General features: G+C 68.4%; 14 protein-coding genes. 9 read left to right on the top strand and 5 right to left on the bottom strand.

The window, feature by feature from the left end; genetic code table 11:
• Nucleotides 1–23 precede the first annotated feature (23 nt).
• Both GOAMI_RS16835 and GOAMI_RS16830 read left to right on the top strand, forming a co-directional pair.
• The gene (locus GOAMI_RS16835) at nt 24–1190 is read left to right on the top strand and encodes a DUF6779 domain-containing protein (protein ID WP_006437765.1); all 1167 of its coding nucleotides are present in this window, start codon (nt 24–26) and stop codon (nt 1188–1190) included.
• A gap of 161 nt (nt 1191–1351) precedes the next feature.
• Entirely contained in the window at nt 1352–2128 is a 777-nt protein-coding gene (locus GOAMI_RS16830; RefSeq protein WP_006437764.1) for a hypothetical protein, read from the top strand.
• A 24-nt stretch (nt 2129–2152) separates the two neighbouring features.
• Here GOAMI_RS16830 and GOAMI_RS16825 read toward each other — a convergent pair whose 3' ends face one another.
• On the bottom strand, nt 2153–3601 hold the full coding sequence (locus GOAMI_RS16825) for a serine/threonine-protein kinase (RefSeq protein ID WP_006437763.1): 1449 nt from the start codon (nt 3599–3601) through the stop codon (nt 2153–2155).
• A gap of 303 nt (nt 3602–3904) precedes the next feature.
• On the opposite strand from GOAMI_RS16825, the gene GOAMI_RS16820 reads away from it, so the two are divergent.
• From GOAMI_RS16820 to lysS, 7 genes are all read left to right on the top strand, one after another.
• Complete coding sequence (locus GOAMI_RS16820; RefSeq protein WP_040004931.1) at nt 3905–4981, top strand: Rossmann-like and DUF2520 domain-containing protein; 1077 nt, start codon at nt 3905–3907, stop codon at nt 4979–4981.
• A gap of 92 nt (nt 4982–5073) precedes the next feature.
• Nucleotides 5074–5979, top strand: coding sequence for a pantoate--beta-alanine ligase (panC, locus tag GOAMI_RS16810; protein WP_374978483.1), 906 nt, complete (start codon nt 5074–5076; stop codon nt 5977–5979).
• Between the two features lie 3 nt (nt 5980–5982).
• On the top strand, nt 5983–6423 hold the full coding sequence (panD, locus tag GOAMI_RS16805) for an aspartate 1-decarboxylase (protein ID WP_006437760.1): 441 nt from the start codon (nt 5983–5985) through the stop codon (nt 6421–6423).
• 26 nt (nt 6424–6449) lie between these two features.
• Nucleotides 6450–7253, top strand: a complete 804-nt coding sequence (locus tag GOAMI_RS16800; protein WP_006437759.1) for a type III pantothenate kinase — start codon at nt 6450–6452, stop codon at nt 7251–7253.
• Nucleotides 7254–7670: 417 nt separating this feature from the next.
• Nucleotides 7671–8792: an FAD-dependent oxidoreductase gene (locus GOAMI_RS16795; protein ID WP_006437758.1), complete on the top strand. Its 1122-nt coding sequence runs from the start codon at nt 7671–7673 to the stop codon at nt 8790–8792.
• 153 nt (nt 8793–8945) lie between these two features.
• Nucleotides 8946–9401, top strand: coding sequence for a hypothetical protein (locus GOAMI_RS16790; protein WP_006437757.1), 456 nt, complete (start codon nt 8946–8948; stop codon nt 9399–9401).
• Nucleotides 9402–9482: 81 nt separating this feature from the next.
• Nucleotides 9483–11045 (top strand): lysine--tRNA ligase, encoded by a 1563-nt coding sequence (gene lysS / locus GOAMI_RS16785; protein ID WP_051995434.1) that lies wholly within the window; start codon nt 9483–9485, stop codon nt 11043–11045.
• 7 nt (nt 11046–11052) lie between these two features.
• On the opposite strand, the gene GOAMI_RS16780 is transcribed toward lysS, so the two are convergent.
• The 4 genes from GOAMI_RS16780 to GOAMI_RS16765 form a co-directional block, all read right to left on the bottom strand.
• Nucleotides 11053–12540, bottom strand: a complete 1488-nt coding sequence (locus GOAMI_RS16780; protein ID WP_006437755.1) for a bifunctional aminoglycoside phosphotransferase/ATP-binding protein — start codon at nt 12538–12540, stop codon at nt 11053–11055.
• 141 nt (nt 12541–12681) lie between these two features.
• On the bottom strand, nt 12682–13959 hold the full coding sequence (locus tag GOAMI_RS16775; RefSeq protein ID WP_006437754.1) for a PucR family transcriptional regulator: 1278 nt from the start codon (nt 13957–13959) through the stop codon (nt 12682–12684).
• Nucleotides 13959–15428, bottom strand: a complete 1470-nt coding sequence (locus GOAMI_RS16770) for a phytoene desaturase family protein (protein ID WP_006437753.1) — start codon at nt 15426–15428, stop codon at nt 13959–13961. Before GOAMI_RS16770 ends, GOAMI_RS16775 begins: the two co-directional genes overlap by 1 nt.
• Nucleotides 15425–17230, bottom strand: a complete 1806-nt coding sequence (locus GOAMI_RS16765; RefSeq protein WP_006437752.1) for a DUF3556 domain-containing protein — start codon at nt 17228–17230, stop codon at nt 15425–15427. The genes GOAMI_RS16770 and GOAMI_RS16765 overlap by 4 nt, the downstream gene beginning before the upstream one ends.
• Nucleotides 17231–17287 lie beyond the last annotated feature (57 nt).

Here is a 17287-nt window from a genome sequence, read left to right as displayed (position 1 = left end):
TCACAGCGGGTAAGTTCACGATCATGACGACCTCGAACGGCCGTTCTGCCGACTCGCGACGCTCCAGTCGGTCGGCGGCGCAGTGGCTGCTCGGTCTGCTGATCGTGCTGGCTCTGGCGGCCAGCGTGCTGATGGTCTTCACCGACCGCCTGTCGATCCTCGGTTCGCTGGCGGTCATCGCGGCATTGTGGGCGGCGGTCATCGGCGCCATCCTGGTGACCAAGTTCCGGCGTCAGGCCGAGAGCGCGGAGGCGAAGAGCCGAGACCTACGGCTGGTCTACGAACTGCAGCTCGAGCGTGAGATCGCGGCGCGACGTCAGTACGAGCTCGACGTCGAGACGACCATCCGCAAGGAGGTCACCGCCGAGTCCAACGAGGAACTCTCCGAGCTGAAGGCCCAGGTGCTTGCCCTGCGTTCGAGTCTCGAAATGCTTCTCGGAGAACCGCTTCCGGATCAGCGTGCCGCGCTGTCGAGTGAGAAGATGCGTGAGCTCGCCTCCGGATTGTCCGGAACCCACGCGGGTTCCTTCGGCGGCGTCCCGCCCTACAGCTCGGCCTACGACGACGACGGTCTGCTCGCCGCCCGCGACTTCGCGGCCACCGCGCCGACTGCCGACGACGGCCGGCACACGGAGCCGGTCGATCCGAACGAGATGACGGAGGTCATTCCGGTCGTCACCGACGAGCCGATCTCCGGTCGCATCGCCACCGAGGTCCCCGTCGAGGAGGTCGACCAGCATTCCGCCGGTTCGGCGCCGTTCGCCGCGTACACCGACGAGGCCCCGGCAGCCGACACCTCCGTCGCCGAGGAGGTGTCCGATGCGGAGGTCGTCGACGACGCGCACGGTGCCGCCGAGTCGGGCGCCTACACCGACGAGACGCCGACCGACGAGTGGGCGACCGGTGCGAGGACCGGGCCCGAGGCCGGGTCTCGCGAGCCGACTCCGGCTCCGGCGGAGGAAGCGTCGGCGGCTTCCGATGTCGAACCTCCCGCATTCCTCGCTGCCGGCGGTCGGCACGAGGGGAGTGCCGGACGCCCGGCCGCGGCGTACGGCGGTGGTCGACGCCGACGCGGTGCCGACGACGACTCCGAGTCGGCTCATTCGGCTGGCCTCCCGGTCTCGGAGCTACTCAGTCAGCTGCGGCAGCAGACCGGTTCGAGCGGCGGCCGCCGGCGCCGCGACAGCTGACGCCAGACGACGCCGGTACGACGGATTTCTGCTCGTCAGAACCCGATTCGGGCAGACGATTTCCGGGATTCGTATCAGTTTCGTCATCCGGTCGGATCACTTCTGTGACATGGGTGCGAATTCGGTTCCTCGAAGTTGGACGATCGCCCTAGAATGCGGAAATGAGGGGAGCTCTGGCGGGCGGTACGTCCGGTCTGGTCGACCGGGCCACCGCTCTTGCGCCCGTCCGCCGAACCGATCGCGGCACGGCGGTCAAACGAACGCTGGTGAGTGCCTCGCTGTTCCTGCCGGTCCTCGCCTGGTGGCCGATGGTGTTGTGGCTGTTCACCTTCGACCCGCTCAACGAGACCCCGTTCCCCGAGTACTACGCGGACTATGTCGCCAACGGACCCGCGACGAGCCTGATCCTGATCTGGGTGCTCACGGCGTTGATGCCCGTCTACATGGTCCTGGTGCTCGCGTTCTGGTCACGGAGTGTCGTCCGCGCGGCGTTCGCGGTCCCCATCGGCGCGATCGGAGCACTGGGTTTCTGGGGCGGTCAGATACCGGTCCTGGTCAGGTCGGGAGAGTACGGGATTCTCAATTTCTGTTCCGATCACATGCCGGCGTGGGTCGTGTTGCTGATCGTCGCGTGGTCGGTCGCACGTCGCCGACAGTTCTGGTGGGTGCTCGCGATTCCGGTCATCGCATTGCTCGCCGTCAACGCCTACGCGGGGTGGGCCGCGAATCCGGTGGACGCGATAGTGGACGGCACCGGTCACCTGCTGGGTGTGCCCGCGTCCAGGGTCCTCGACCCCTTCTCGCCGCGTTTCCGGTCGCCGTTCGACGACACCGTCGACATCATCGCCGGTGTGGTGACGCTGTGGATCGTCGACGCGGTGTTCGGTGCGCTGTCACGTCAGGGACGGCCGGAGCCGACGACGTACGACGAGCGGTGACCTCGCGGACGCCGAGCGGGCTCGTCAGAATTGCAGGGCGATCGCCCGGCCGATGACGAAGCCGAGGAACCCGAGACTCAGCAGCATCCCCAGAACGGACAATGTCTGTGCCAGTCGCGCCGCCGACGAGGCACGACCACGTCCGGCGAGATACCAGCCCGCGACGCCCACCGGAAGGCCGAAGCCGCCGACGAGGCTGAGCGGCACCGAAGCGATTCCGCAGGCCAGCGACGCCGTCGTGAGTCGCGCCGCCTCCGCCCCGGTCGGACGAGGGTCGATCACCACGAGGTCGCCGGAGGCCCGGATCATCGTCGACTCGAGGGCGGGGCCGGGGACCGTCTGCCCCGGGAGCTCCGAATAGGCCGTCGCCGCGGGGAACCCGTGACCGTGTGAGGAGGACGAGGGCACCTGTCCGGTCTCGGCGGGGGCGGGATCCGATGGTCCGGCGGGGGTGATCGGTACCGCGGTGGTGCGCACCATCGCGGCCCCGGTCGGAGGCGAGGTGCCTCGGTTCCGCATCGTCTGGGTCTGCGGCGGAACCGGAGTGCTCCCTCCCGTCCGGGAGCGGGACGGGATTCCTGCACCGACGCGCCCGGCGGGGGCGGGGAAGAAGCCGGTGGTGTCGACCGCATACCGGAACTCCGCGGCGAAGGCGCCCGCCGAGGGTGGCCGGTCCGCGGGGTTCTTGGCGAGCCCGTGGCGCACCGCCTCGGACACTGACGGCGGGAGGCCGGAACGCAGGGACGAGACGTCCGGTGGCGGTGTCGTGAGGTGATGGTGGATCATCATCATCGGCGTCCGTCCGGTGAACGGCACAGTGCCGGTGAGCAATTCGAAGATGCTGCACGCGAGCGAATAGACATCGCTGCGGGCGTCGAGCGTCTCGGCCGACAGTTGTTCGGGTGAGGAGTAGGGGAACGAACCGAGCACCAGATTGGCCGAGGTCAGCGAGGTTCCCCCGTCGGTCTGGCGGGCGATCCCGAAGTCGGCCAGTCGAATACGACGCTCCTGAGAGTCTCCGGAGTCGGATTCGGTTGCGCTGATGAGGATGTTGGCGGGTTTCACGTCGCGGTGCAGAAGGCCGTGTCGGTGCGCATGGTCGAGGGCGGCGCCGATCGAATCGCTCACCGCCGCGACGTCGTCGAGGGGGAGACCTCCGGGGGACGCCTTGACGAGAGCCGCCGCATCGGTCCCGGGCACGTACTGCATCGAGATCCACAGCCGGCCGTCGACCTCACCGCGGTCGTAGACGCTCACGATGCACGGGTGGTCGAGCTGCGCGGCCAGGTCGGCTTCGCGGGTGAAGCGTGCACGGAACGTCGGGTCGTTGGACACGTGTTCGGCGAGGACCTTGATGACGTCGAGGCGCGGGAGCCGGGGGTGCTGCGCGAGGTAGACCGCGCCCATGCCACCGGCACCGATCTTGCGCATGATCGTGTAACCGGCGAACTGAGTACCCGCTTCCAGGCTCATCTGCGGACTCCCTGAGGTCGGGCGTTGGAGCGATGACACGCCTCGGACGGCCTCAGAGTACGCCGGTTCGGGCCAGGTCACAGCGGGGTACGTCGAGCGTCGGACACCGGCGAGGCCGCCGCGCGACACCGGTGGAGGACCGTCATGCCGGGTGACACCTGTCACACAGCTGGCTCGGACCGCGGTGAGAGTCCTACCCTGGCTCTGCAACGTCTGGTACCCGTGCCGACGCCGCTGAGGAGTAAGGCTTCTCCCCGCGGAATCCGGCGACGACGGGACTGGAACGAACCACGGAGGACAGCGGTGACCTCACCGATCGGTGATCCCGGCGTGCCGTTCGCACGGCAGGCCGGCGGCGACGACGCTTCCGGCACTCATGCCGGGCACTCGCTCGGCAGCTCTGCTGAGGACGCTTTCGGCGATCGCCCGTATCCGGTTCACCCCGACCCTTTTCCCGGCACGTCCAATCTGCCCGCACCCGCCCGCCTCACCGTCGGCATCGTTTCCGCCGGACGCGTCGGGACCGCACTGGGCGAGGCCCTGGAGAAGGCCGGCCACGTCGTCGGCGCGGTCGTCGCCCGGTCCGCGGAGTCGCGCGCTCGAGCAACGCAGCGCCTTCCGGACTCCGAGATCCTCGACCTCGGCGCCGTCGTCGCCCGCTCGGAACTGCTGCTGGTCAGCGTGCCCGATGCCCAGTTGAGCGCGGTGATCGACGAGATCGCGGCGTCGGGTTCGCTGCGCCCCGGCACGATCGTCGCGCACACCGCCGGTGCCCAAGGGGTGGACATCCTCGCGCCGGTGACCTCGCGTGGGGCGCTCGGGCTGGCCCTGCACCCGGCGATGACCTTCGTCGGCACCGCGGAGGACACCGCGCGCCTGACCAACGCCTGCTTCGCGGTGACCGCCGCCGACCCCGTCGGGGAGGCCATCGCGTCGTCGCTGGTCCTGGAGATGGGCGGGGAACCGGTGCGGATCGCCGAAGCCGACCGCACGCTCTACCACGCGGCGCTCGCGCATGGTGCCAACCACCTGATCGCGCTGATCTCCGACGCCGTGGCCGCGCTGAACGCCGCCATCGACCATTCCGGACGCGACGTCGCGACCGTCGACGGGAGCGGCGCGCGACTCGCCGAACGCATCCTCACCCCGCTGGTCACCGCGTCGTTGAGCAACGTGCTCGAACTCGGACCGTCGGCGCTCACCGGTCCGGTGGCACGCGGCGACGCCGCCGCCGTTCGACGACACCTCGCCGCGCTCCGCGCCGTCCCCGGCGGCTCCGGCGAACGCGGGATCGCCGAGGCCTACCGCACGATGGCTCGTCGCGCCGCGGCGCGCACCGACGCGCCGGCCGCACTTCTCGACCTCCTGGAGGGGCGATGACCCGCACCGAGGTCACCGACCCGACACCGCCTATCGAAGGAGATGCTGTGAGTGTCCCGCCCGATGAGACGCCGACCTACAGGGCCGGTCAGATGACGGTGCACCGTGAACCGGCGACCCTGACCCGGGTGACCAGAACGCTGCGCGCCGCGGGCAAGCGGGTGGTGCTGGTCCCGACCATGGGAGCGCTGCACGCCGGACATCTCCAGCTTGTGCGCGCGGCGAAGGCCAAGGGCAACACGATCGTCGTGGTCTCGATCTTCGTCAACCCGCTTCAGTTCGGTGCGAACGAGGACCTCGACGCGTACCCACGCACCCTCGACGCCGACCTCGCGCTGCTCGAGTCGCTCGGCGTCGAACTGGTCTTCGCGCCGAACGCTGCGTCGATGTACCCCAACGGGCAGCGGACCACGGTGCACCCCGGCGGGGCCGGTGCGATCCTCGACGGCATCTCCCGCCCGACGCACTTCGCGGGGATGCTGACAGTTGTCCTCAAGCTGCTCAACATCGTCGGACCCAATGCCGCCTACTTCGGCGAGAAGGATTATCAGCAGCTCGTGCTGATCAAGCAGATGGTCACCGACCTCGATCTCGACGTCGAGATCGTCGGGGTCCCGACGGTCCGTGAATCCGACGGGCTGGCGATGTCCTCGCGCAACCGCTACCTCAGCCCGGAGCAGCGGGAGCTGGCCACGACGTTGTCGGCCGCGCTGGTGGCCGGGGCGCATTCCGCCGAGGGCGGCCGGGACGCGATCGTCGCGGCGGCGCAGGCGGTGCTCGACACCGTGCCCGAGATCGACGTCGAATACCTGGCCCTCCGCGGCCGCGCACTGGAGGACGCCCCGGAGAAGGGCGCCGCCCGGCTGCTCGTCGCCGCGCGCCTCGGACCCGCCCGCCTCATCGACAACGTCGGCGTGAACGTCGGAGGCCTCGCCGCACTCGAAGAAGAACTCTCCGGACCCGCAACCACATCCACGACCGACACAGGGGGACACTGACCCATGCTGCGCACCATGATGACCTCGAAGATCCACCGCGCCACCGTGACCCAGGCGGATCTGCACTACGTGGGGTCGGTGACGATCGACCAGGATCTGCTCGACGCCGCGGGTCTGCTCGAGGGTGAACAGGTCACCATCGTCGACATCGACAACGGTTCCCGACTGGTGACCTACGCGATCGCCGGGGAGCGCGGCAGCGGTGTCATCGGGATCAACGGCGCCGCAGCACATCTCGTTCACCCCGGGGATCTCGTCATCATCATCGCCTACGGCATGCTGAACGAGGCCGAACTGGAGGCCTATGCGCCGCAGGTCGTCTTCGTCGACGACCACAACCGCATCCTCGAATCCGGTGACGACCCGGCGCATGCGCCGGAGGGTTCGGGTCTGCTCGACCCGCGGCAGTTCGACGGCCCGGTCTTCGCCGACTCCGCGGTCTGACACCGACGAGCGACCCGGAGCCACCGATGCTGCTCGCCGTCGACGTCGGCAACACCAACATCCACCTCGGCGTCCACGCCGGAGCAGGGGATCACGCGCGATTGGTGCGCGATTGGCGTATCCACACCGACCCGAACTACACCGCCGACGAACTCGCCTGGGTCTTTCGCGGCATGCTCGGCTCGGACATCGAGCAGGTCACCGGGGTCAGTGCCCTGTCGACGGTGCCCTCGTTGCTGCGCGAGCTGCGGGTCATGCTGCCCCGTTACTTCGGCGACGGCCCGCACGTCCTGCTCGAACCCGGCGTGCGGACAGGTGTGCCGCTGCTCGTCGACAACCCGAAGGAGGTCGGTACCGACCGTGTCTCCAACTGCCTTGCCGCGCATCATGAATACGGCGGCCCCTGCATCGTGGTGGCCTTCGGGACCGCGACCGTCGTCGACGCGGTGTCGGCGAAGGGTGAATTCCTCGGCGGCGCCATCGCGCCCGGCGTGAACCTGGCGGTCGAGGCGCTCTCCGAGCACACCGTGACCGTGCGCAAGGTCGAGTTGATGCCGCCACGAAGCGTGCTCGGCAAGAACACGGTCGAGGCCCTGCAGTCGGGCATCCTCTACGGATTCGCCGGCCAGGTCGACGCGCTCGTCGATCGCGTCTGCGACACCGTGCCCGGCTTCGACGGCGACGACGTCACCGTGGTCGCCACCGGCTACCTGGCCCCGCTGATGTTCGACGAATGCCGGTCGCTCACCGACCACCACCCGCACCTCACCCTCGAGGGGTTGCGGCTGGTGCATGAGCGGTCCAAGGCCAACCCTCGTCGGGGCAAGTAGGACCCGGACATCGCGTTGACTGAGCCGAGGGAGCGCATCCCTCGCTGCCTGATCCGGAAGGACCCCACACCAGCGGTCCGTCGGGGCACTCCGGACCGGTGCGCGCCGGAGCGATGTCGCATGCGACCTCACTTCTTTCCCGCTGACGCGGGCCCCGAGGGTGAGGTGAGCCGGCTTCGCCAAGCCGTTCATGACGTGCGGCAAGCGGCTGAGGAACTCGTCCCCGTGAGCACCCACGAAGGGCACATTTCCCTCGGAAGCCACTGAGATGGACGCGAAGTCACCCCACCCGACCCACTGTGCGGCATCCACACCCGCAGCCCAGTTCCCGGCACCAGTGGTACACGATGTCAACCGAAGTCCTACAGCCACAGCGATGGTCGACCCGTCATTCTTCTCCGTGTGGAGAGGTCTGGGATGAAGGTCGTCATCGTCGGTGCAGGCATCGCGGGGTTGTGCACTGCTGCCGGGTTGTCGTCGATGGGCGCGGAGGTCACGCTGCTCGAGCGGTCGGCGGAGGTTCGTGGGGGAGGTTCGGGACTCAGCCTGTTCGGCAACGGGCTCCGCGCGCTCGAAACGCTCGGCCTCCGGGCGGCGGTTCCCGACGCCGTCGGGGTTTCACCCACCGTGAACGGAACACGTCGCGCCGACGGACGTTGGCTCACCCGCTTCGACCCGTCGGCGATCGGGCAACTCCGGGTGGTGCGCCGCGGCGATCTCCACGAGGCGCTCCTCGGCCGGCTCGGGTCGGGCGTGGAGATCCGGACCGGAACCGCGGTGCGTGAGGTTCGTGACGGGTCGGTCCGGCTCGAGGACGGCACGTCGATCGACAGCTGTGACCTGGTCGTCGGAGCCGACGGTCTGCGGAGTCGGGTACGGCCCGCGGTCGCCGACGACCCGGGTGTGGCCTACCGCGGATATGTCGCGTGGCGAGCCGTCACCGCACGGCCCGTCCACCTCGACGCGGCGGGCGAGACGATGGGACGCGGTCAGCGGTTCGGCATCGCCCCGCTGCCGGACGGACACGTCTACTGGTTCGCCTCCGTCACCTACGGGCAGAGTGGCGAGCCGGGTGGTATCGACGAAGTGCGGCAACGGTTCTCGGGGTGGCATGCACCGATCGGGGAGATCCTCGACGCGACCGATCCGACGGACGTCGGAGTGTTACCCATCGAAGAACTGGCGCGTCCGTTGTCCACCTTCGTCCGGGGCCGGCGCGTGCTCGTGGGCGACGCCGCGCACGCCATGACCCCGAACCTCGGCCAGGGGGCGAACCAGGCCATGGAGGACGCGGCGACCCTGGCCGCGCTGCTCGGGCAGGGCGGAGCAGGCGTCGACGAGGCCCTGCGAACCTACGACCGTCTACGACGGCGTCGCACCCGACGCATCGCTCGCCAGGCGTCGGTGATCGGACGGGTCGGTCAGTGGCGGTCGGGACCCGCGGTCCGCCTGCGCGAGCTGGCCCTGCGGGCGGCCCCCGATGCGGCACTCGACCGCCGGCTGCGGCGCATTCAGGATTGGCAACCACCGGTGCGGTAGTCGTCACTCGAGTCTGGTCCCAGGCGCGCAGCTGTGGCATACTCGTCGCCGTGATCAAGAGCTGTCAGGAGTGTTGTCAGGGCTAGTACCGCATCTGCGGCTGCCCTCCTTCGCGCTCCCCGCTCGTTTTCGATCACCCGAGGACTCCCTCTCATGACCGCTTCGGTTGCTACCCCTGTTCTGTCCCGCACCACCTTCGCCGCGACCGCGCCCATCGTCGCTCCGGCACCGGCCGCACCCCTGTCGCTGCAGGTCGGCGACTATGCGGAGGCCGTCGCCGAGGGCGCGACACCCGTGGACGTCCGCTCGCATCGCCGACGCCAGGTCGACGGCGCACTGTTCGGCGCACTCGCCATCGACGCCGTCGAGGTCCTCGACCGGCTCACCCCCGGCACCCCCGAGTCGCTGACCGCGGCGCGCACGGATTCCCGCTGGATCCTCGTCAGCGAGGACGGCCACGAGGCCGAGTGGCTGGCCTGGCACCTGCAGGCGAGGGGCATACACGGCGCGGTGTTCGTCGTCGGCGGGCACCGCCGGATGCGCCAGGCCAAGGTCAACGGTCGCCTCCGCGCAGACGAACTCGCCGTCATCTCCGCGCACGAGAGCTGAAACCACTGGCGGTCTGTCACCGCTGTCACAGCGACTGCGGCGAGTTGGGAGTCGGTGACCGGCACCGATAGGGTGCGTGGGGTGAGTGACAGCCCGACCACCGCCGCTTCCGCCGCGGCCGCGAAGACCCCGGACGCCGACGACCAGACTCCCGAGCAGTTGCGAATCCGCCGCGAGAAGCGCGAGCGCATCCTGTCCGAGGGCCGCGAGGCATACCCGGTCTCGATTCCGCGCACCCACTCCCTCGGCGAGATCCGCGCCGCCTACCCCGACCTCGAGGCCGGCACCGAGACCGGCCGGCACGTCGGTGTCTCCGGGCGCGTCATCTTCCTGCGGAACAAGGGCAAGCTGTGCTTCGCGACCCTCCAGGAGGGTGACGGCACCCAACTGCAGGCGATGGTCAGCTTCAACGGCGTCGGCGAGGAATCGCTGGCCCGCTGGAAGTCCGACGTCGACCTCGGCGACATCGTCTTCATCTCCGGCGAGGTCATCAGCTCTCGCACCGGCGAGCTGTCGGTGATGGCCGATGGTTGGCAGATGGCGTCGAAGTCGTTGCGGCCGTTGCCGGTTGCCCACAAGGAGATGAACGAGGAAACCCGGGTGCGGCAGCGCTACGTCGACCTCATCATGCGTCCGGAGGCCCGTGACAACGCCCGGACCCGCATCCAGGTGATCGCCGAACTCCGTGCGGCGCTGGGGCGTCGAGGGTTCCTCGAGGTCGAGACCCCGATGCTGCAGACCCTGCACGGCGGTGCCGCGGCGCGTCCGTTCGTGACGCACTCCAACGCCTTCGACATGGACCTCTTCCTGCGCATCGCGCCGGAGCTGTTCCTCAAGCGCTGCGTCGTCGGCGGCATCGAGCGCGTCTTCGAGATCAACCGCAACTTTCGCAACGAAGGCGCCGACTCCACCCACTCGCCCGAGTTCGCGATGCTCGAGACCTATCAGGCCTACGGCACCTACGACGACTCCGCGGTCATGACCCGTGAGCTGGTGCAGGAGGTTGCGCAGGCCGCCCTGGGTACCCAGACCCCGATCATGCCCGACGGTTCGACGTACGACCTGTCCGGCGAGTGGACCTCCCTCGAGATGTACCCGTCGCTGTCGGAGGCGCTCGGCGAGGAGATCGTGCCCGCGGGTGCGCCCGGGGAGACCACCGTCGACCAGCTGCTGGCGATCGCTGATCGTGTCGGCCTGGAGGTCCCCAAGGGCAAGGGCTACGGCCACGGCAAGCTCGTCGAGGAACTGTGGGAGCACATGGTCGGCGAGAAGCAGACCCGGCCGGTGTTCGTCCGCGACTTCCCGGTCGAGACCTCGCCGCTCGTCCGCGCGCACCGGTCGGTGACCGGCGTGGTCGAGAAGTGGGACCTCTACGTCCGCGGGTTCGAGCTGGCCACCGGCTACTCGGAGCTCGTCGACCCGGTGATCCAGCGTGAGCGCTTCATCGACCAGGCACGACTCGCCGCCGCCGGTGATGACGAGGCCATGGTCCTGGACGAGGAATTCCTCACCGCGATGGAGTACGGCATGCCCCCGACCACCGGAACCGGCATGGGCGTCGACCGTCTGCTGATGGCCCTGACCGGTCTCGGAATCCGCGAGACCGTCCTGTTCCCATTGGTCAAGCCGCTCCCTCGCGGCTGACCGGACGCTATCGGGTGCCGGCGGACCCGGGCAGGCCGAGTGCGTGCCGCACTCGATCGAGAACCCCGGCGCCGGCGTCGACGTGCACCCATTCGGCCCCTGGGGTCTCCAGCGACCGGGTCTGTCGTCGTGCCACCGACGCATCGGCATCCGACGCGTCGGCGCCGCGCGCCTCGATGCGCGCGATGCGTTCGGCCTCGTCGAGTTCGAGCCAGATGCCGGTGAACGGGACAGCAAGTGTCTCGGCGACGCCGGCGATCGCGTCGCGCTGTGCGGCACGGCCGAACACCGCGTCGGCGATCACACTCATCCCGCCACCCAGCGTCTGAGCGGCCAGCCGGCACAGCTCTCCATACACCCGGGAACCCATCTCCACGGTGTAGCCGGTTGCCGGGAGCCGGGTGTGCTCCGGCACCCCGGCGAGGCGCTTGCGCAGCACATCGCTGCGCAGAATGCGAGTGCCCGGTGCCGGGACGAACTCCGCTCCGATGGCGCGGGTCACGGTCGACTTCCCGGTGCCTGATCCGCCGCCGATCGCGACCAGCCGTGCCGGTGCCGGATCGACGACTGCCAGGGCGAGGTCGAGGTAGTCGTGGGCCTTGCTGACGGCCCCTTCGGCGGCGGCGACATGAGCGCGCACCGTCGCACGCACCGAGAGGAAGATCGGCATCAGCGAATAGCCGTCCTCGTCCGCAGGAGAGAGGTCGAGGTAGTTGTTGACCACCACGTTGGCCTCATGCCGCAAATCTCGTGCCCACAGGTCCATGACGAGGAACGCGACGTCGTAGAGCACGTCGGTGGTGGCCATGTCGGCGTCGAACTCGAGACAGTCGAAAGGCAACGGTTCGCCGTCGATCACCGCGATGTTGCCCAGATGCAGGTCACCGTGACCGTGCCGGACCCGACCGGCGCGGGCCCTGGTGTCGAGCAGATCGGAGTGAGCGCTGATCATCGCGGTCAGGCGATCGGTCAGCAGCCTCGCTCGCGAGGGATCGAGGATCTCCGGAAACGCCGACATGCTCCCCAGGTTCCCGTCGACGACCTCCTGGATGCGCGCGGCACCGTGCGGGTCGGGGCAGATCTCCGACGCCGCGTGCAGTTCTACGGTGAGCTCCGCCAGTCGTCGCAGTAGGGCGTCGTCGAGATCGCCGCGCTCGGCCCGGGTGGACAGCAGTGCGTCGTCGTCGAAGCGACGCATCTCCAGCACCCAATCGCTGTTGCCGTCTGCGTCGTCCACCTTGTGCAGTCCGAGGTAGACGCCGGGGGCGATGCGCCGGTTGAGGCGCAGTTCGGCGTCGAGTGCGTCGTGCCGGAATTCCGGGGTGGAGAAATCGAGGTAGCGATAACGCACCGGCCGCTTCATCTTCCATGCACGATCACCGTTGAGGAACACCACCGCGCCGTGCGTGACGATTCGGGTGGTCGGCAGATCGGGATCCAGAATGCCTGCCCGGGTGAGGAATTCGGTGGTGGGATCGGTGCCGATCAGGGTCATGGCCGGACCGCCGCCGGACGTGCGGACCCGACCGTGATCATCATCGGTGCTCTGTCGTGAGTCGTCGCCACCCGTCCATCCGACCACAGCGGCTTGCCGATCGCACGGGGTGGTCAGGCAGTCATGGGACCGATCGCGCGCTCACAGCACCGCCGCACCGAGGACGTGTGCGGTGTGCAGGGCCAGTTCGGTGTCGAGGCGACGCTCGCCGATCGGGTGACCCAACTCCTCGACGACTCGTCCGAGCCGGTACTTCACGGTGTTGCGGTGCATGTTGAGGGCCTCGGCCGTCGCGACGTAGCTGTTGCCGCAGTCGAGGAACACCCGGGCGGTGTCGCGCAGTCGCTCGGCGGCCTCGGTGTCGGCGGCGAGCGGTCCGAGGACATCGCGCACCCAGCGTCGTGTGCCGGGTAGATCGCGAGCGAGCATCGCGATGATCGACATGCCGCCCGAGCCGTGCCCCACCACTGTCATCGCCTGATTCGTCGACACCGCCGCCACATGCTTGACACTCTCGGCCTGCTGGTGACTCTCCCGGAATCCCTCGAGTCCGGGTGCCGGGGAGCCGAAGGCCATCCGTGCGCCCGGCACCACGGACAGCACTGGTCGGACCACCTCGGGATCGGCGTCGGCCACGGGGTACCAGACCCACGCGGTGCTGCGGTCCACCGAGGTGAAAAGGGGTGCTCTGGAGCCGAGAGTGGTTGCGACGTCGTGCGCCAGGGACTCCAGCAGTGCGGTGTTGTCGGTGCCCGGGTTGGCGCGGTCGATCCACAGGGTGGCCGCGAGATGGGTGCGCGTCAGCGGATAGCCGGTCCTGACGGTGAACTCGTCCGTGCTCGTGAGGTCGCCCTGCAGCGCCCGCCGCACCATCGTCGACACCACGGTCGCGTTCTGTTCGACCGAGTACCGGCGGCCCTCCTCGTGTACGTCGAGAACCACACGGGTGATCCAGTCGACGTACTTGTGCAGCCAGCCGGAGAAGTGGTGCAGCACCCGCAGCCGCAGTTCGGGAGAGGTGTCGAGCTCTCTCACCTCCTCGAACACATTGGCCAGCAGGTCATCGGAACCGAAGTGGTATGCCCGCCGCAGCGACGAGGCGGGGATGCCCCGCTGTCCCAACCGATCGGCATACTCGGTCGCTGCGGTGACCGGTGGCGCCTGATCGAGCGGGATGTTGTTGCGGATCATGTGCAGGATCGTCGCGATGTTGGCGGCGACGCTCGCTCGCAACAACTCGAGAAGGTCGGGGTCGTTGAGCTCCTCGAGGCCGTTCTCGATCGCCGTGGTCATCGACTCGCTCAGTTCATCGCTGCGCGCGGCGAGCCGCTCGCCGACGATGGTGGACAGCCGGATGATCTCCGCCGCGTCGGGTGAATCGGGGGAGACCAGCCGGCGTCCGAGAGCGCCGTTGCTCATCAGGACGAACCCTGTTGGGTCGAATCCTGTTGCCTCGAGGCCTGCGGGCCGCCACCGCGTTCGAGCTTCTTCAGGGCCGAGTTCGCGGCATGGAACCCGCACAGGCCGTGTGCACCGGCCCCCGGTGGCGTCGCCGCCGAACACAGGTAGACGCCGTCGACGCCGGTCGAGTAGGGGTCGAACGCCACTCGCGGACGAAATATCAACTGGCGCGCGGAGTTGGCGCCGGTGGTGATGTCGCCACCCACGTAATTGGGGTTGTCGGTGGCGATCGTGGCTGTTGCGCGGACATGCGATGCGCGAATGCGCCGGGTGAAGCCGGGGGCGAATCGTTCGATCTGATCGACGACGAGTTGCCTTGCGTCACCGGTGAACCCGGCAGGCACATGGGCGTAGGCATCCACCGGGACGAGGTTGCCCGCTGCGCGGTCCGGATCGGCCAGATACTGCTGCCCGACCAAGAGGAAGGGTTTCGACGGCATCCGCCCCGACCAGGTGTCGCGTTCGGCGGCCACGACTTCGGAGGAACTCCCGGCGACATGGATGGTCCCGGCCCGACGTGCCGGTTCGTAGCTCCACGGGATGCCGTCCTCGACGGCGAATGCCACCTGGAATGCCGCCGGCCCATGCCGGTATCGGCGGTAGGCACGCGCCACGCGCTCTGGCTGCTTGCCGGAGAGGATGCCGGCCGCCGCCTGTGGCGAGGTGTCGAGGAGGACGACGTCGGGGGAGTCGAGCTGGTCGAGTGAGGTGACGGTTGTGTCGGTGACCACCGTTCCGCCCAGCGACTCCAGGAGTGCGATCATCGCACGGCTGATCGTCGCCGACCCCCCGACCGCGACGGGCCATCCGTAGCGATGTGCGGCGGTGCCCAGGGCGACGCCGATCGCCGACGACAGCGGTGTGGTGAGTGGATGGAAGGCGTGCGCCGCCACTCCCGTCCACAGTGCCGCCGCCCGCTCGTCGCGCAACCACCGGGCAACCCAGGTGGCCGGCAGAGCCGCCGGAATCCCGAACTGCGCCAGCGGGAACGGGTCCCGCGGTACGTGGAGCATGGGCTGGAGGAACTCCCCGGCGATGCGATCGAACTTGCCGGTGATCGAGCCGAAGAGCTGCCGGTACCGACGGGCGGAATCACCGAACTGGTCGGCGGTCTCGTCCACCGAGCGATAGGCCGCTGCACCGTCACCACCGTCGAGCGGGTGGGCGTACTGCACAGGTGGAGCGGCCCAGCGCAATCCGTGTGCAGCGAGGTCGAAACGCCTGCTGAACGCGTTGTCCAGCGCGAGTGGGTGGAAGCCCGAACATTCGTCGTGCACCAGGCCGGGGACGGTGACCTCGGCCGACCTGGTTCCACCGCCGGGCACCGCCGCGGCCTCGAGGACGGTGACCTCGAGACCGGCGGCGGCGAGGGTGATGGCGGCAGCGAGTCCGTTGGGCCCGCTGCCGACCACTACTCCACGACTCATGCATTCACCCTAGACTGCTGCACGTACTGCGAACCGTCCGATGGCGCAACATATCCGGGGCGCGTCCAGGTGACGGTGTGCTTGATCGGCCCGTTGGGCAGCCACGGCAGTTCCTCGGTGGCGTCGGCGACCACATAGGTGCCGCGTTCCACCACGCCGATCGCCGCGTCGATCACCTTGTACTCGATGTAGTTGCGGTGGATCGGCTGGGACTCGGTCCAGGTCACGATCACCTCGCCAGGTGCGAAGTTGCAGCGTCGCTGCACCGCGGCGATGGTCTGCTCGTTGTGCAGGTGTGCGTCGCCGAACTGCCAGCCGATCAGGGTGGTGCACACGAACTCGGCCTCACGGATCACGTAGTTGTCGAGTTCGTCGGTGTGGCGCATCATCAGCGAGATCAGCGCTCGCCCCTGGCTGTGCATGGTGCGCCAGGCCACCGCTTTCTGCATGAAGATCTCCGCAACCTCATTGCCGAATGCCGCAGTGAGCTGGTCGATCTGGTTCAGGTTGGACTTGACGAGATGCTGGTTGAGCTTGTCCTCCACCTCTCGTCCACGGAACGCCCAGGTCGCCGACGCCCAGTTGCCGGCGTACTGCCGCATCGACGGGAGGAAGGAGACGAGGTCCGGACGCAGGTTGCCCAGGATCGGGAAGAACGCGGCCATCACGATGGCGGCGAGCAACCAGCCGGTGCTCATGTCGGTGACCGCCCAGCCCTCACCGGCCGGGTGACCCCAGAAGAGGAACCACGCCGAGAAGATGAAGAAGACGTTCCACTCCAGCGGCACCGCCAGCGGGAAGGTGGAGATGATGAAGATGTGGAACCCGGTCATGCCGATCAGGGCGAGCAGCGTGAGCGTGGTGTTGGTCGAGAACAGCAGGATCAGCGGCAACGCGAGCTCGACGATGGTGCCCAGGATGTGGGCGATCGAGCTGGTGACCTTGGAGGCACGGATGTCCTCCGGGAAGTTGCGGTACAGCGATCGCTTCAGACGCCGTGAGGTGATCCACGGGGTGTTCGACACCATCGGCGCGACGACCAGGGTGAAGTGGCGGCCGAGCTTGGAGATGCCGGCACCGAACCAGCTCGCGAAGATGAAGATCTTGGCCGCGATGATCATCTCGACCACGGAACCGGCCGAGGCGAAGATCAGGAGTGCGGCGAGGTACTGCTCCGAGCGGGCGGCCAGGAAGACCGTCTTGTCGCGCAGGCCCATGAGCACGATCAGCCCGATGTAGCTGAACATCGCCCACTGCGGGGGCAGGCCGGCCTCACTGCCGGGAACGCGGTCGGTGACCTGTCCCGGGAAGCAGACCAGGAACGCCAGATTGAGCAGGATGAGGCCGTAGACCGCCACGTCCCACAGCTGACGGGTGTCACCGGCGGTGAAGGGCACCTTGCCCGGCCATGGTGGAACACGAATCGTCTTGGGGCGCAACCAGTACAGGCAACCGCCGATGAACGGCGAGAACTTGAACGCCAGCGGTCCCGACGACGAGGCGAGGCCCAGGACCTCGAACAGCGTGGTCCACGCCATCAGCTTCACGTAGACGATCGGCTCGGTCCACCACGAGCCGATCTCGCCGAAGCCGCCGAGCGCCGGGGTGGTCAGGCCGACCAGCAGCAGGCCGACAACCGTGAAGAAGATCAGTTTGTAGACGTAGAGCATGTGCAGCTTCTTGGGGCTGCCGAAGCCGTACTCGCACCAGTGGGTTGCGAGCAGGCGCATGCGTTCCATGAAGGGTAAAGATCCGAACTTCGCCGGATCGACCGGCGGCATGTCGGCGGTGTTGAAACCCATTGTCGCTCTCTTTCTTGAGGGATCGGGTGGAGGGGGCTCTTCTCGGAGGCTCGGGGG

The organism is Gordonia amicalis NBRC 100051 = JCM 11271 (genome assembly GCF_000332995.1).
GTDB lineage: Bacteria > Actinomycetota > Actinomycetes > Mycobacteriales > Mycobacteriaceae > Gordonia > Gordonia amicalis.
Note: the sequence above shows the minus strand (reverse complement) of the source record. Positions and strands in the feature narration are given on the sequence as shown.